Annotated in this window: 14 protein-coding genes; 7 read left to right on the top strand and 7 right to left on the bottom strand. The window is 69.5% G+C overall.

Going from position 1 to position 15,877, the window contains the following annotated elements; translation table 11 throughout:
• Positions 1–55 precede the first annotated feature (55 nt).
• Positions 56–730 carry a PhzF family phenazine biosynthesis protein gene (locus tag AC5W7N_RS10645; protein WP_194991282.1) on the top strand — a complete coding sequence of 225 codons (675 nt, stop codon included), beginning with the start codon at positions 56–58 and terminating at the stop codon, positions 728–730.
• Positions 731–742: 12 nt separating this feature from the next.
• Here the strand turns inward: AC5W7N_RS10645 and AC5W7N_RS10640 are convergent, their stop codons facing one another.
• The 3 genes from AC5W7N_RS10640 to AC5W7N_RS10630 all read right to left on the bottom strand — a co-directional run bounded on the left by AC5W7N_RS10640 (position 743) and on the right by AC5W7N_RS10630 (position 3,524).
• Positions 743–1,363 (bottom strand): DUF5134 domain-containing protein, encoded by a 621-nt coding sequence (locus tag AC5W7N_RS10640; protein WP_194991281.1) that lies wholly within the window; start codon positions 1,361–1,363, stop codon positions 743–745.
• A 284-nt stretch (positions 1,364–1,647) separates the two neighbouring features.
• The gene (locus AC5W7N_RS10635) at positions 1,648–2,871 is read right to left on the bottom strand and encodes an aminotransferase family protein (protein ID WP_194991280.1); all 1,224 of its coding nucleotides are present in this window, start codon (positions 2,869–2,871) and stop codon (positions 1,648–1,650) included.
• The gene (locus AC5W7N_RS10630) at positions 2,871–3,524 is read right to left on the bottom strand and encodes a Pr6Pr family membrane protein (RefSeq protein WP_163811921.1); all 654 of its coding nucleotides are present in this window, start codon (positions 3,522–3,524) and stop codon (positions 2,871–2,873) included. Before AC5W7N_RS10630 ends, AC5W7N_RS10635 begins: the two co-directional genes overlap by 1 nt.
• 294 nt (positions 3,525–3,818) lie before the next feature.
• On the opposite strand from AC5W7N_RS10630, the gene hrpA reads away from it, so the two are divergent.
• A complete protein-coding gene (gene hrpA / locus AC5W7N_RS10625) occupies positions 3,819–8,009 on the top strand; it encodes an ATP-dependent RNA helicase HrpA (RefSeq protein ID WP_195019671.1) in 4,191 nt (1,396 codons plus the stop codon).
• 267 nt (positions 8,010–8,276) lie between these two features.
• Positions 8,277–8,507 carry a hypothetical protein gene (locus AC5W7N_RS10620; protein ID WP_194991279.1) on the top strand — a complete coding sequence of 77 codons (231 nt, stop codon included), beginning with the start codon at positions 8,277–8,279 and terminating at the stop codon, positions 8,505–8,507.
• Between the two features lie 29 nt (positions 8,508–8,536).
• On the opposite strand, the gene nrdR is transcribed toward AC5W7N_RS10620, so the two are convergent.
• The 3 genes from nrdR to AC5W7N_RS10605 form a co-directional block, all read right to left on the bottom strand.
• Positions 8,537–9,007: a transcriptional regulator NrdR gene (gene nrdR / locus AC5W7N_RS10615; RefSeq protein ID WP_048834273.1), complete on the bottom strand. Its 471-nt coding sequence runs from the start codon at positions 9,005–9,007 to the stop codon at positions 8,537–8,539.
• A gap of 208 nt (positions 9,008–9,215) precedes the next feature.
• On the bottom strand, positions 9,216–10,400 hold the full coding sequence (locus AC5W7N_RS10610) for a hypothetical protein (protein WP_280499230.1): 1,185 nt from the start codon (positions 10,398–10,400) through the stop codon (positions 9,216–9,218).
• 199 nt (positions 10,401–10,599) lie between these two features.
• A complete protein-coding gene (locus AC5W7N_RS10605) occupies positions 10,600–11,121 on the bottom strand; it encodes a hypothetical protein (protein ID WP_195007032.1) in 522 nt (173 codons plus the stop codon).
• A gap of 289 nt (positions 11,122–11,410) precedes the next feature.
• Here AC5W7N_RS10605 and lexA point away from each other — a divergent pair, with 289 nt between their 5' ends.
• Together lexA and AC5W7N_RS10595 are read left to right on the top strand one after the other, a co-directional pair.
• A complete protein-coding gene (gene lexA, locus AC5W7N_RS10600) occupies positions 11,411–12,148 on the top strand; it encodes a transcriptional repressor LexA (protein ID WP_175585824.1) in 738 nt (245 codons plus the stop codon).
• A gap of 32 nt (positions 12,149–12,180) precedes the next feature.
• On the top strand, positions 12,181–12,888 hold the full coding sequence (locus AC5W7N_RS10595) for a histone deacetylase (RefSeq protein WP_195019673.1): 708 nt from the start codon (positions 12,181–12,183) through the stop codon (positions 12,886–12,888).
• Positions 12,889–12,957: 69 nt separating this feature from the next.
• Here AC5W7N_RS10595 and AC5W7N_RS10590 read toward each other — a convergent pair whose 3' ends face one another.
• Positions 12,958–13,833: a helix-turn-helix domain-containing protein gene (locus AC5W7N_RS10590; protein ID WP_195019674.1), complete on the bottom strand. Its 876-nt coding sequence runs from the start codon at positions 13,831–13,833 to the stop codon at positions 12,958–12,960.
• A gap of 93 nt (positions 13,834–13,926) precedes the next feature.
• Here AC5W7N_RS10590 and AC5W7N_RS10585 point away from each other — a divergent pair, with 93 nt between their 5' ends.
• Positions 13,927–14,718, top strand: a complete 792-nt coding sequence (locus AC5W7N_RS10585; RefSeq protein WP_195019675.1) for an SDR family oxidoreductase — start codon at positions 13,927–13,929, stop codon at positions 14,716–14,718.
• Positions 14,719–14,728: 10 nt separating this feature from the next.
• A complete protein-coding gene (locus AC5W7N_RS10580; RefSeq protein ID WP_195019676.1) occupies positions 14,729–15,802 on the top strand; it encodes an NAD(P)H-dependent amine dehydrogenase family protein in 1,074 nt (357 codons plus the stop codon).
• The last annotated feature ends 75 nt before the right edge of the window (positions 15,803–15,877 follow it).

Below are 15,877 nucleotides of genomic sequence, written 5' to 3'. Positions count from 1 at the left end.
ATGTGCGACATTCACCCCCTTACGGCCGCGACTGCGCCGAGTACGCTCGGCTGACATGGGCACACAGGCTGAAGTGTTGCGGGTATTCACCGATACGACGGGGCGATTCGGCAACCTGCTGGGTGTCGTCCGGGCCACCGAGGTCGCGGAGCCGCAGCGGCAGGCCGTCGCGGCCCGCCTCGGCTACAGCGAAACGGTGTTCGTGGAGGACCCCGTCGCCGAGATCGCCAAGGTCCGGATCTACACCCCCGCCGTGGAACTGCCCTTCGCGGGGCACCCCTCCGTCGGCACCGGCTGGTGGCTGGCCGAGCACGGCATGCCGGTGCACACTCTCGATGTTCCGGCCGGACCGGTGCCGGTGGAACTGACCGACGGCCTGGTGTGGATCAAGGCGCGCGGCACCTGGGCGCCCGCGTTCACCTTCCATCAGCTCGATCGGCCGGATGAGCTCGCCGCACTCGACCCCGCCGACTTCTCCGACGGTTCGCACTACCTGTGGGCCTGGACCGATGAGCATCGCGGTTCGGTGCGCTCGCGGATGTTCGCGCCGGCCATGGGGATCGCCGAGGACGAGGCCACCGGCGCCGCCGCGGTCGCGCTGACGGCGTTGCTGCGGCGCGGCCTGAAGATCACCCAGGGACAGGGATCGCAGATCTTCACCGAATGGGACTCCGACGGCTGGGTGCGCCTGGGCGGGCGCGTCGTCGCCGATTCGTTCGTGGATCTGTAGCCGCCGTCCGCGTCAGGCCGCCACGGCGGCGATCAACATGTACGCGGTCCCGAGGTCCATCACGAGGTGCGGCACCAGTGCGGCGGGCCGCGCGCCGGCATGGTCGAGCCAGGGCAGTTGCCGTCCGGTGGCCGCGCAGCCGATCAGTACGGCCGCGTCCGCCGCGAACAGCAGCGCCAACGCGATCACCGGCGCGGGCGCGGGCCCGCCGGCGTGGCCGCTCGCGGTATGGCCGGACATGGCGTACAGCATCACCGCCGCGGCGGCGACGTGGTAGCCGAGTGCCCCCGCCCGTGCCACCGGCAGCGGCCGGCCCTCGACCTGCCACTCCACCATTCGAACCGTGAGCAACATCGCGAACGCCACCGTCATCGAGATCAGCACGCCACGCATGGCGGGCCCGTGCGCGTGCACCGGGAACACCAGCATCGCGAGCATGACCGCGCACATGATCAGATGCGCCGCGTCCGATTCCCGGTGATGCGCGTCGGGTGAGCTCGTCGATGCCGGCGCCCCGGCCGCCTGCACCGGCATGGGAGCCAGCACTCGCATGAGCACCACACCTGCCGCGAGCACGAACGCGCCGACCACGGTCCACCGCAGCGCCGCGTATTCGAGCACGAATTCCGCCACCCCGCACCGCCTTTCGCCGCAGCGACCGTGGATACCGTTGTCCATGATCGCATCAGGACGAGCGATGCGGCGCACTTTTCGTCCGGACGGCCTACGGCTGCGAAAGCAGCCATCGAACATCCGGTGCGCCAAAGCATTCGACGCAGCTGAACCGCCGACGCGGGCCTAGGCCAGTCGCCCGGCACCCCGCAACGACGCCGTGACTGGCGAGCGGCACCGCGGTGTCGACCAGCACGATCTCCCCGTCCACCGGCGCGACGTCCGCTGCGCCTGGCCGGACGCCGTTACCCGAGGGCTCGGGTGAAAGCTTCGGCGAGTTCGGCCAGTTGCGCGTCGGTCATGACGAACGGCGGGGAGATCTGGAGGGCGCCCGCACCGGCGGCGCGGGCGGAAACGCCGTGGGCGCGCAACGCCTTCACCATGGCGGGGGCTTCGCCGGGATCGGTGAGCTGCACCGCGGCGACGGCACCGAGCCCACTGCGCACCTCGGCGACCCGCGGGTGCTCGGCCAGCGGCGCGAGGTGCGCGTGCAGCGCCGATTCCAGGTGCGCGGAGGCGGTGAGCAGCTCTTCGCGCTCGATGATGTCGAGGTTTGCCATGGCCGCGGCGGCCGAACCGGCGTGACCGCCGTAGGTGTAGCCGTGCCGCCACCACACGCCACCACCGAAGAACGGTTCGGCGACCCGCGGGGCGATGAAGACCGCGCCCATCGGGAGGTAGCCGGAGGTCAGGCCCTTGGCGGTGGTCATGAGATCCGGCTCGAGGCCGAACCGGGTGGAGGCGAACCAGGAGCCGCCGATCCGGCCGAAACCGGTGACCACCTCGTCGGCGACGAACAGGATGTCGTGATCGCGGCAGATGCGGCGCACCTCGTTCAAGTAGCCCTCTGGTGGCAGGTACACCCCGCCCGCGCCGATGATCGGCTCGCAGAAGAACGCCGCGATGCGTTCGGCGCCGATCTCCTCGATCAGCGCCAGCAGAGCCTTCGCGTCATTCCATTCGACGGTGCGGGCATCGGCCATCAGCTCGCCGTACCCTTCCCGATTCGGCGCGAGTCCCGATAGGGCGGTGCCGGCCACATGCATACCGTGATAGGCCAGCCGACGCCCGACGATGATCGACTTGTCCGGCTTGCCCAGCTCATGCCAGTAGCGGCGGGCTAGTTTCGCCGCGGTGTCGATCGAGTCGGATCCGCCGGAGGTGAAGAAGATCTTGCTGGCGGGCACCGGCGCGAGAGCGGCCAGCCGTTCGGCCAGCTCGCCGGTGACGGGCGCGGCGAGATCACCGAAATTGGAGTAGTGCGCGAGCTGGGTCAGCTGCCGGGCCACCGCGTCGGCGATCTCGGCGCGACCATGGCCGACATTGGCGAACCACAGTCCGGCCGTGGCATCGAGATAGCGGTTGCCCGCCTCGTCCCAGATGTAGGCGCCCTCACCCCGCGCGACGACAAAGGCGCCGTCTCGTTCGACGGCGCCCATATCGGCGAAACCATGCCACAGTGATCCCATCAGGCGCTCCTCGGTTCGACAGCCGTGCGCCGTCCATCCTGCCAGCGCCGCGCGAGCCCGCCGAGTGCGATGACGGCCATCGCCAGCATCGCGAACACGACGGCGAGCACCACCAGGCCCAGCGCCATGGACACATAACCCTGCTCGCGCGGGTCGATGAATGGATACGGATACCAATCGACGATGGGCCCTCGGATCAGTGAGTACGCGCCGTACACCGCCGGATACGCCAGCAGCGCACCCACCAGCCGCCCGGTGAGACCGAGACTCACCGGCACCAGCAGCCAATCGACCATCAGCACCAGCGGTATCAGCCGGTGCTCGATGACGTTGATCCATTGGTCGGTGAGCATCACATCGATATCGGCCAGCAGTACCGCGTAGACCACACCGGTGATCAGCAGGTACAACGTGCTCGCCGCGCGCACCACCTGCCAGCGGCGGTCGGCCGGATCGATCAGCGCGCCGACCAGCAGCACCCCCACCCCGATCACATTGGACTGGATGGTGAAGTAACTGAAGTAGTTCGCGGTCGAGAAGGTGGACTCGCCGATATTGCGGACCGGGATCCACGCCAAAGCGATGACACCCAGCACACCGAAGGCAAGTCGCAACACCCGGATCCACATCGGCGTACCCACGCTGGTGATCATGAGCCCGATCGTCGCATAACCCAGGCTGCGCGGCCCGGCGAATCGCAGGCGCGCACACGAACGGCAAACCCGATGGGTGGGTCCCCGAACCCACTCGGTGACGCAGCTTCACCCCGTTGGACGCCCGTTTGCCCGGTCCGAGTCCACCACCTCCGACCCGCCGGCACGTGTGTGTCGGGTCACCCCGCCGGGCCAGGGTGAGCCCGTACGCTGGGCCGTCCGGCATGCCCCTGACCTCCCCGGCGGAAAACCAGCGGACCGCCGCGGACCGCGTCCATTAGGCTGGATGCCGCAATGACCAGGACCGCAACCACCCCGCGTGAGCTTCGCACCCGCCTGGCCACTCTCACCCTCCGCGACGAGCACCGGCTGCGCAGGCAGCTCGACCGCGCACGCGGAGGCGACCTCGGACGGATCGAGACCGAGATCGCGGTGGCCCAGCAGCGGATCGAGAACCGGCGGTCCGCCGTACCCGAGATCCGCTATCCGGAACAGCTTCCGGTCACCGCTCGCCGCGAGGACATCGCCGCGGCCATCGCCGCGCATCAGGTCGTAATCGTGGCGGGTGAGACGGGTTCGGGCAAAACCACCCAGATCCCGAAGATCTGTCTCGAGCTCGGACGCGGTATCCGCGGCATGATCGGCCACACCCAGCCGCGCAGGCTCGCCGCGCGCGCTGTCGCCGAACGCATTGCCGAGGAACTGGGCACCGAACTCGGCGACGCCGTCGGCTACACCGTCCGCTTCACCGATCAGGCCGCCGAACACACGCTGGTCAAGCTGATGACCGACGGCATCCTGCTCGCCGAGATCCAGCGCGACCGGCTGCTACGCAACTACGACACGATCATCATCGACGAGGCGCACGAACGCAGCCTCAATATCGATTTCTTGCTCGGCTACCTCAAACAGTTGCTGCCGCGCCGGCCCGATCTGAAGGTGATCATCACCTCGGCGACCATCGATCCGGAGCTGTTCGCTCGCCATTTCGCCGATGCCTCCGGGACGCCTGCTCCCATCGTCGAGGTGTCCGGCCGGTCCTATCCGGTGGAGATCCGGTACCGGCCGCTGGCACTGCCGGTGGCTGCCGCCGACGAGGACGACGAGGACCGCGTCCTGGATCGCGACCCGGTCGACGCCATCGGCGACGCGGTGACCGAATTGTTCGCCGAGGGCGACGGCGATGTGCTGGTGTTCCTGTCCGGTGAACGCGAGATCCGCGACGCCGCCGACGCCCTGCGTGAGCTGAAATTACCGCGCACCGAAATCCTGCCGCTGTACGCGCGGCTGTCGGCGGCCGAGCAGCATCGGGTCTTCGCTCCGCACACCGGCCGCCGCGTCGTGCTCGCCACCAATGTCGCCGAGACGTCTCTGACGGTGCCGGGCATCCGCTACGTCGTCGATCCCGGCACCGCCCGCATTTCGCGGTATTCGATGCGCACGAAGGTGCAGCGGCTGCCGATCGAGCCGATCTCGCAGGCCTCGGCGCGTCAGCGTTCCGGGCGCTGCGGGCGCGTGGCCGACGGCATCTGCATCCGGCTGTACTCCGAGGACGATTTCGAATCACGTCCGCTGTTCACCGATCCGGAGATTCTGCGCACCAATCTGGCGGCGGTCATCCTGCAGATGACCGCGCTCGGTCTCGGTGATATCGAGAAGTTCCCCTTCGTGGAGCCGCCGGATTCGCGCGCGATCCGCGACGGCATCGCGCTGCTCGAGGAGCTGGGCGCCCTTGCGCGCAGGTCGGCGGGCACGGCCCAGGGTAGCGCCCGCGCCATCGCCGCCGATGGCACCGAGCACGGCCGGGATGCATCGGTGGACGCGGACAGCGCAGCCGTGCCCGCCGACTCCGGCGAGCCGACCGGATCGTCGCCCGCGGGACGCGCGCCGCGCGCTCGCGGTTCGCGTCGTCGATCCGAGGACGAGGGCGGCCTGTCGCTCACGCCGGTCGGGCGCGAGATGGCGCGCCTGCCGGTGGATCCGCGGATGGCGCGGATGCTGGTGCAGGCCCATCGTGATGGCTGTCTGGCCGAGGTACTGATCATCGTGGCGGCGCTGTCGATTCAGGATGTGCGCGAGCGGCCGGCCGATCAGCAGCAGGCCGCCGACACCAAGCACGCACGGTTCGTCGTCGAGAATTCCGATTTCCTGGCGTACCTGCGCCTGTGGGACTACCTGTCGGTGCAACGTAAATCGTTGTCGTCCAATCAGTTCCGGCGCATGTGCCGCGAGGAGTTCCTGCATTACCTCCGCATTCGCGAATGGCAGGACCTGCACGGGCAGCTGCGCACCATCACCAAGGGTCTCGGCTGGTCGGCGCACACCGACACCCGTGCGGCGCGCACGCAGCACGCGGCGAAGGCGGGCGCGCGCGGCAAGACCTCCGGCAAGCCGGCGAAGGCCGCCGCCGTCGAGGGCGACGACACGCTGCCCTGGGACGTCACCGCGATCCACCAGGCGCTGTTGGCGGGCATGCTGTCGCATATCGGGGTCCGGGAGGCCGAATCGCGCGAATTCCTCGGCGCGCGCGGGGCGAAGTTCATGATCTTCCCCGGCTCGTCGCTGGCGAAGAAGCCGCCGCGCTGGGTGATGGCCGCGGAACTGGTGGAGACCTCGCGGCTGTGGGGCCGCATGGCCGCGCGGGTGGAACCGGAATGGGCCGAACGCCTGGCCGGTGATCTGGTGAAACGCACCTATTCCGAGCCGCATTGGTCGTCCAAGCGCGGGGTCGCCCGGGCCTATGAACGCGTCACCCTCTACGGCGTCCCCCTGGTGACGAAGCGCCCGGTCGACTACAGCCGCATCGACCCCGTCGTTTCGCGTGAGTTGTTCCTGCGCCATGCCCTGGTGCAGGGGGAATGGCAGACCCATCACGGGTTCTTCCACCGCAATCGTGAACTGCTCGACGACGTCGCCGATCTCGAACATCGTGCGCGCCGCCGCGACATCCTGGTCGACGACGAAGTGCTGTTCGAGTTCTACGACCGGCGGGTGCCCGCCGACATCGTCTCCGTCCGGCATTTCGACAGCTGGTGGCGCACCGCACAACGCACAGATCCGACGCTGCTGGACTTCACCGCCGACACCGTCGTCAATGAGGGTGCGGCACCACTGGATCCGACCGATTTCCCGGATGCCTGGCGCCAAGGCGAGTTGAGTTTCCCGCTCACCTACCAGTTCGAGCCCGGCAATGACGATGACGGCGTCACCGCACGGATCCCGGTGGCGCAGCTGGCGCATGTGCGGGCCATGGGATTCGACTGGCTGGTGCCCGGCATGCGCGAGGAGTTGGCGACCGCGCTGATCAAGACGCTGCCCAAGAACCTGCGCCGTGCGGTCGTACCCGCCCCCGATTTCGCGGCGGCGGCGCTGGCGGCGCTGACCCCGAGGGCCGAACCGTTGCGCACCGGGCTGGCGCGGGAGCTGTCACGGCTGGGCTCGGTGCCCATCACGCCGAACGATCTGGACCCGTCGGCGCTGCCGGATCATCTGCGGATGACCTTCGCCGCCGTCGATACCGACGGCACGGTTGTGGCCCGTGACAAGAACCTCGCGCGGCTGAAAACCCGGCTCTCGGAACAGGTGTCGCAATCGGTCGCCCGCGCCACCGCGGGCGCCGAGCGCGCCCCCGCGGTGGTGTGGACCGCGGAATCGCTCGGTACGGTGCCGGCGACCGTGAAGCGGGAGGTCGCCGGGCAGACCATCACCGGCTATCCGGCGCTGGTCCCCGAGGACGAGGGCGTCGCTGTCCGAGTGCTGAGCTCACCCGCCGAGCAAGCGGCCGCCATGCGGGCCGGCACCAGGGAGCTGATCTTGCGCGCCGTTCCCACCTCGCTGCGCACGGTCACCACAGGCCTGTCCCCCGCCGACCGCCTGGTGCTGAGCCAGAACCCCTACGGCTCGCTGGACGCGTTGGTCGCCGATTGCCGGGCGGCCGCTGCCGACGAACTCATCGCGGCCGCCGGCGGACCGGTGCGCGGTCCCGACCAGTTCGAGGCTCTGGTGGCGAAGGTCCGGCCGGAGCTGGCCGGCGCGGCCGCGCGGATGGTGCGTCTGGTGGTGCCGGTGCTCACGCAGGCGCACCGAGTATCGACGGCCTTGGCGAACACCACCGAAGCCGACATCGCCGACGATGTCCGGGCACAGCTCGCGGACCTGGTGTTCGACGGCTTCATTTCCGAATGGGGCAGCGCGCGACTGCGTGAACTGCCGCGCTATCTTCAGGCGGCGGTGGTGCGGCTCGAGGCGCTGCCCGGTTCGGCGGTGCGCGACCGGCAGGCGATGGCCGAGGTAGACGCCGCACTGGCGGCCTACGACCGGCTGCTGGCCGGGCTGCCCGAACCGCGCAGGAACGCGCCGGACGTGGTCGAGATCTGGTGGATGATCGAGGAGCTGCGGGTCAGTCTCTTCGCGCAGAAACTCGGCACGCCGTACCCGGTGTCGGCCAAGCGGATCCAGAAGGCCATCGGCGCCATCCGGCGCTGAGCACGCGCGGCCTGATCGGCGTCCGGACGTCACTGCCACGGATCGCCGGATGCCGATCCCGTCAGCGATCGCCGCGCACCAGCCGCCGTCGGGCCCGGGTCGTGCCCCATGAATCGGTGGCGGCGGATTACGGGGCGCGCCGATCGGGGGTGCCCGGTCTACCGTCGTCGGTGTACCGCGTTCGGCGAACGGCAGTCCACGGATACCGCCGCCGCGCCACTGCCACCCGGGCCGTGCCCGGTGCCCGGTCATGAGGATGTGTTGGTCATGCGAAAAGTTATCGGCGGCATCGGAATCGGGGCGGGTCTGCTGCTCGCGACCACTGTGGGTGCCGGCCCTGCGGCCGCGGAGGCGCCCGCGCCGGTGGCGTCGCCGTCGAACCTCACGATGTGGTTGCGTCCACTGGCGGGCCTCGTCGGCTCCGGCTCGATCACGATCTGCCCCGGGCAGCACATGGGCAGCTTCAGCTGCTCGTGCCCGCCGGGCATCTGCATCTGAGCCGCGAAGCGCTCGGTCGGCCGAAACCCTCAGTCGCCGGAGCCGACGGCCGCGGCGCGCGCCTGACGCATGCCCTGGATCTCGCGTTCGAAATCCTCGGCCGAGGTGAAGGAGCGGTAGACCGACGCGAACCGCAGGTACGCCACTTCGTCGAGATCGCGCAGCGGACCGAGGATCGCCAGTCCGACCTCATGGCTCGGAACCTCCGGTGAACCCTTGGCCCGGACGGTGTCCTCCACCTGCTGAGCCAGCAGGTTCAGCGCGTCGTCGTCGACCTCGCGGCCCTGGCAGGCGCGGCGCACGCCGCGAATGACCTTTTCCCGGCTGAACGGTTCGGTGACACCACTGCGTTTGACCACGGACAGGATCGCGGTTTCGACCGTGGTGAAGCGCCGACCGCATTCCGGGCAGGAACGTCTGCGACGGATGGCCGCGCCTTCATCGGCCTCACGCGAGTCGACCACCCGGGAGTCAGGGTGCCGGCAGTACGGGCAGTGCATCCGAGATCCTTCGTCGATGCGTACGCTCGCGTCCGGATCGCCGGCCGATCGGGGCCTGCCATCCGGCGAGCGCATGGGCCGGGACGGTACCCGGCGGCGGGTACACCCGTGGCGAACTCCGGTATACCCGCATAGCACTTCGAGAATACCCGCGCGGGGTTCGCCCCGGTGCTGCTCACCCCGCGAGCGCACCGGATGGTTATCGGCGTCAGCCGCTCAGCTGCCACTGGGTGGTCATATCGGCGAGGACATCGGGCAGGCGCTGGAGCAGGCGACCGCGCGCCAGTTTGTCCCAGAACGGCTCCGCCAGGACGGTGGCCGCCAGGGCCGGATCGGACTTCATGTCGATATGGCGCGGCACCAGATCGCCGGTGATGTAGGCCCAGCGGGCGTCCCGGTCGGCCCAGTTCCAGTCCGGCAGCGGTGTGCGCAGCGACAGCGTGCGGTCGCCCACCGCGACGGTGACGGTAGCGGGTCCGAAGACGCCAGGAGCCCGAACCCCGGGCACGCCCGCCTTACCGGCGAGGGTGCTGACGTAGGTGAGCACGCGCCCCATGGCACCGCGTCCGGTAGCGGTGGCATCCCACTGGTCGGCGACGATGTGGTTCTGTTCGCGGTCGGTCATCCGGATCAGCGCGTCGACGAATCCGGCGCGGGTGCCGGAGGCCACCGAGTGCCAGGCGGCGCGCAGGCCGTCGTCGAGGATTCCGGCCCGGTGCATCTCCTCGATGCCCGCCAGGCCGTCGGCGAGGTAGGCCTCGTGCATCGGCACCAGATCCACGAAGATGTGTTTCTGCATGGTCATCAACCGGATCTGGTACCAGATCAGATCGTCGGTGGTCAGGCGCGGGCCTTCGGTGGCGAGCAGGTGGATATCGGTGGGTAGTCCGCGCACCAGTTCGCCGGGCGTGTGGCGCAGCAGGTCCGCGACGGCGTTGCCGAGTTGATGGATGGCGGGCAGATCCACCATCCGGCCCACATCGCTCATGTCGAAGTAGCCGGAAGCGAAGGAGCCGCCCGCGATTCCGGCCAGCGCGGCCCACCAGAATTCCGGATGCTGCGAGGCCAGGCGCAGGTAGTTGACGTAGACCTGGTTGAAGATTCGTTCGCCCGCGGCCGGGCCGCGGTTCGGGGCCCAGGCCGCGAGCTCGATGCCGGCGTTGTCGGTCGCGACGACGAGCCAGTACTGGTGTAGCAGGGTCGCGTATCGGTCCGCTGGGATGCCGTCGGATCTGGCCTGATCGAGCGCGGTGCGCAGGGTAGTCGCGTCCAGCGGCAGAGCGGGATTCAGGCCACCGGCACCGGAGCCGTCATCGTTGACGGCCGGCAGATCGAGGTAGGCCGCGTACGCCGGCGCCGCCTGCGCGACCGGAACGGCAGCGAGCGCGAACACCGTGCAGAGGAGGACGACTGCGGTCCTGGCGAGGAACCGGAGACGGACTCCGGCGGTGTGCTGATACGTCATGCGGTCCCGGTTCAGTTGTCGGCGGTGGTGCCTGGATCAGGTGTTCAGCACAGTAGCAACGTGTTTCAGTTGTCGATCAATATATTCGGCCACCCGTGGTGACCGTTCTTCGATGCCATTCGGGCATTCAGCGCGGCACATCGGCCGAAACATCACCCGGCAGCAGCGCCGGCTCGACGACGGCGGGCCCTTGCGGATGCTGCTGCGGGGCAACGGACTCCGCCCGCAGGTGCGCGATGCCGATCAGCGCCGTCACCACCAGCGCGCTCAGCACAGCCGCGATCGCCAGGACGGCGAACCCGACCTGAGCCTGCTCGACCCGTTGCGCGGAGTCGGCCGGGTATCCCGCCCGAGCGAGCCGGGCCGGACGAGAGTCGTAGCGCACCACCGCTGCCCGGGGGCCCGCTCCACGTGGGCGTCGCTCGGCGGGTCGATGGATCGCCTGCCGGGTGCGCAGGGTGCCGCGCGCCGGGCGGACCCGCACGGCAACGGACCCTCGCTCGCCGCTCCCGCCCTCGGTGGCACCGGGCCGCGAGTGCCGCCGGCCCGCCGCCACCCCGCCGCCCGCGCCGGGAACGAGGTCGAGTCCGGCCTCCCGGGCCTCGGGCCCGGACGCCACCCTGTCCATATCGCTGATCGCTGTGCTCATCGGACAAACCTCCGTGGTGATACCCCGTCGTTGCTGTCATCCGCCGCACCTTCGCGGCGACCGGTCGCTCTACCAGCGGACTCGCCGCTCGCCCGACCCTCATTCGATCACCTGTTCGAAGAACTGATGTTCGATTTCTACCACGGCGCACCGACAAAGTCAGCAGAAACGCCGGACATGCTCGAACAGATGTTTGATACATCGCGCCGACCGGACTAGATTCGGAGAACGACATCGACTCCCGGTACGGCGCGGTCGAGCCGGGCACCGACACGAAAGGGCGGCAACGGTGAGCCAGACAGACGGCACGGGCGACGGGAGCGGTCTCGGCGCCGAAACAGCCGGGACCGGAACGGATCTCACCGTGCGTCAGCGGAAGGTGCTGGAGGTGATCCGCAGCTCGGTGAGCGAGCGCGGCTACCCGCCCAGCATCCGCGAGATCGGCGATGCGGTCGGACTCACCTCCACCTCCTCGGTGGCACATCAGTTACGCACCCTGGAACGCAAGGGCTATCTGCGTCGCGATCCGAATCGTCCGCGCGCGGTGGACGTCAGGGGCCTGGACGAAGCGGTGCGCGCCGTGACGAGCCTGTCGGCGGTGGGCGCGGAAAGCAGCGGCGAAGACCTCGCGGCCGGCGACTCCGATCGTCCGGTGCCCACCTTCGTCCCGGTGCTGGGCCGGATCGCCGCCGGTGGCCCGATCCTGGCCGAGCAGGCCGTGGAAGATGTCTTCCCGCTGCCGAAGGAGTTGGTCGGCGACGGCTCGCTGTTCCTGCTGAAGGTGGTCGGTGAGTCCATGGTCGACGCGGCCATCTGCGACGGCGACTGGGTGGTGGTCCGGCAGCAGAATGTCGCCGAGAACGGCGATATCGTCGCCGCCATGATCGAGGGCGAGGCCACGGTGAAGACGTTCAAGCGCACGGGCAAGGACGTCTGGCTGATGCCGCACAACCCGCATTTCGAGCCCATCCCCGGTAACGACGCCCAGATCCTCGGCAAGGTCGTCACCGTCATCCGCAAGATCTGAGACGCCATGAGCAGGGTCCCGGCGGGCGCGTGATGGCCGACGCGACCGCCGGGAGTGCGGAAACCGGCAGACCGGAGCTGGTCTGGTACGCCAGTTACGGCTCGAATATGAACCCGCGCCGCCTCGACTACTACCTGCGCGGGGGTGCACCCAACGGCGGGGTGATGACCCTGCCGGGCTGCCGGGACCCGAGTCCGCCACTGCGGTCGGTGCCGCTGCTGTTGCCCGGACTGCTGTACTTCGCCACCGAATCGGCCATCTGGACCGGCGGGCGCGCCTTCTACGACCCGGATGTCGCCGACCACACCGCCGCCCACGCCTACCTGCTCACCGCCGCCCAGTTCAGCGATATCGCCGCGCAGGAGATGTACCGCGAACCCGGCACCGACCTGGATTTCTCCCTCGCGCTCGGCACCGGGCGCGCGAGCTTCGGCCCTGGCCGGTACGAAACCCTGGTGCACGCCGGCGTCCGCGACGGTTACCCGATCCTCACCTTCACCGCGCCCTGGGCCAGCCACGCCGTGCCCGGCAACCCGCCCGCCCCGGCCTACCTGCGACACCTGGCGCACGGACTGATCGCCTCGCACGGCTGGACGATCCAGCGCACCGCCGCCTACCTCGCTTCCCGACCCGGCGCCGACCTGGCCTGGACCACCGAATCGGTGGTCGCATTGCTGACCGACGACGCCACCTCGCCACCACCGGATGCCGGCCGGAGCAGCGAGAACCCGTCCCGCTGACGAGCTCTCGCCCGGAAGCGGTGTGTCATCGTCGAGTGCGCACCCGATCCCGCGATGTTGCTCCCTGCGCTACCTCGCCTGCTCCCCCAGCGCCGCCGACATCGCCTGCGCGCCCGCGCGAATCGCGGCGATGTACCTCGCCCGCTCATCCGGGCCGACGGCGGGCAACAGCGGACCGATCTGCACCTCATAGGGTGCCGCCGCACCGTCGAACACCGGTGCGGACAGGTAACTGACCGGCAGCGCCTCCGCCGAGTCGATATCGGCGGCGGTGTAGGGCCGCGCGGTCAGCCGCGACAGCTGCCGCAGCACCCGCGATCGCAACTGGGGTTGCAGCACCTCGGCACCGACCGCGCCGAGAAGATCGGCGAGGACGTCGACCAGTCCGGCATCGTCGGCATCGGGCCGGAACACCGCATAGCCGTTGTCGGCCACGAACCGCAGCAGGGCCGGTGCCGCGCGACGAGCCGGACCCGACACGCTCGCCAGCCATGCGCGGCGTTCGGCTTCCGCGCGCCACGGCATCACCGCCGCTCCGGCCGGGTAGGCCAGTGGAAGCGATTGCCCGACACTCAAACCGGGCACCACCCGCTCGCCCGAATACTGCTTGGCCACCACCGTCAGCCGGTCACTGTCGATCCGGCTGAGGGTGGCGCCGCAACCGGCGGCCGCGGCCAATGCCGCCAGTTCGGTATGGGCCGCGCCGATGTCAGCGGGCGGCCCCGGTGACAACCGCGCCAACGCGGGCCCGGGCCGGTACCGCAGATCACCGTCACGGCGAACCCACCCCGCATCGGCGAGCTCTGCCAGGACGGCCGTGACGGTGGCGCGCGCCAACGACAGTGCCGCCGCGATCTCCGAGGCGTTCATCGCCCGCTCGGATTCGATCAGCAGCTCGACCACCGCGATCACCCGGCGGGTCGGTGGTGACCCTGATATCGACATCGCATCCCCTTGTCGCCGGACGCGCCGCGCCCTACACTGCATCGACTATTCGCCGAATAGTAGTCGAATATTCGGCACAGGAAGGATACGGCGATGATTCTGGATCGATTCCGGCTCGATGGCCGGGTAGCGATCATCACCGGCGCGGGACGTGGCCTCGGTGCCGCGATCGCGCTCGGATTCGCGGAGGCGGGCGCGGACGTGGTGATCGCGGCGCGCACCGAGGCAGATCTGCGCGAGGTCGCCGCGCAGGTGGCAGCGACCGGTAGGCAGGCGCATGTCGTGGTGGCCGATCTCGCCGATCTCGAGGCCGCCGCCGCGCTCGCCGACGCGGCGGTGACCCGGTTCGGCCGCCTGGACATCGTGGTGAACAACGTCGGCGGAGCGATGCCGAAACCGCTGCTGGACACCGGCGCCGCCGAACTGGCCGAGGCGTTCACCTTCAATGTCGGTACCGCGCATTCGCTGGTGCACGCCGCGGTACCGAAGATCCTGGAAACGGCGGGCACCGGCTCGATCATCAACATCACCTCGACGATGGGCAGGCTGCCCGGCCGCGCGTTCGCCGCCTACGCCACCGCGAAGGCCGCGCTGGCGCATTACACCCGCAGTGCCGCCATGGATCTGTGCCCGCGCATCCGGGTGAACGCGATCGCCCCCGGATCGATCCTCACCTCGGCGCTGTCCGTCGTGGCCGGCAACGACGAGATGCGCGGCAAGCTCGAACAGGCCACCCCGATGCGCCGCCTCGGAGATCCCGTCGACATCGCCTCGGCGGCACTGTTTCTCGCCTCCCCCGCGGGCGATTTCCTGACCGGCAAGGTGCTCGAGGTCGACGGCGGCCTCATCGCACCGAATCTCGACATCCCCCTTCCCGATCTGTGAGGTGACGACCATGGTCTATCGCGTAGTGCACTGGGGCACCGGCAATGTCGGGCGGCACGCGCTCGCCGGCGTGCTCGACGATCCACGACTCGAACTGGTGGGCGTGCGGGTGTCCGGGCCGGACAAGGACGGCAGGGACGCGGGCGAACTCGTCGGGACGGCCCCGACCGGCATCACGGCCACCACCGACACCCAGCGGATCCTCGCACTGGAGCCCGACTGCGTGGTGTACACCGCCATGACCGACAACCGGCTGATGGAGGCCCTCGACGACCTGCGGACCTTGCTCGCCGCCGGTATCAATGTGGTGGCCAGTGCGCCGGTGTTCTTGCAGTACCCATGGGATGTCATCCCGGACGAACTGCTGGTGCCGGTGGAAAAGGCTGCCGCGGCGGGCAATGCGTCGCTGTTCGTCAACGGCATCGATCCCGGGTTCGCCAACGATCTGCTGCCCATGGCGCTGCTCGGCACCTGCCGCCGGGTCGATCAGGTGCGGTGCCTGGAGATCGTCGACTACTCGACCTACGACAATCGCGCGGTCATGTTCGACATCATGGGCTTCGGTAAGCCGATGGACGAGACGCCGCTGCTGTTGCAACCGGGCGTGCTGTCGCTGGCCTGGGGCAGCGTCGTGCGGCAACTGGCGGCGGGGCTGAATATCGAGCTCGATGCCGTCACCCAGGACTATGAGCGGATCCCGGCTCCGGAAACGTTCGAGATCGATTCCGGCACCATCGAGAAGGGCACCGCGGCCGGGCTGCGCTTCGAGGTGCGCGGCATGGTCGGCGATCGGGCCGTCACGGTGCTCGAACACGTCACCCGGTTGCGGGCCGACCTCGCCCCGGACTGGCCGCAACCGGCCCGTGCGGGCGGCTCCTACCGCGTGGAGGTCACCGGCGAACCGCACTATGCCCTGGACCTGGCCATGTTCAGCGACAACGGCGACCACAACCACGCCAGCCTGGTCGGCACCGCGATGCGCCTGGTCAACGCGATCCCAGCGGTGGTCGCGGCACCCGCCGGAATCCGCACCACCCTGGACCTGCCGCTGATCACCGGCACCGGCCTGGCGTCGCGTACCTGACCGTGCCGGTCGTCGGTCGCCCCGCCTGCGCCGGATGAGCCTTCCCCGGACCATGTCGTGAACCTCTACCGTTGG

The organism is Nocardia sp. CDC519, from assembly GCF_059509835.1.
The sequence above is the reverse complement of the archived record's forward strand: the minus strand, read 5'-3'. Positions and strand labels throughout refer to the sequence as shown.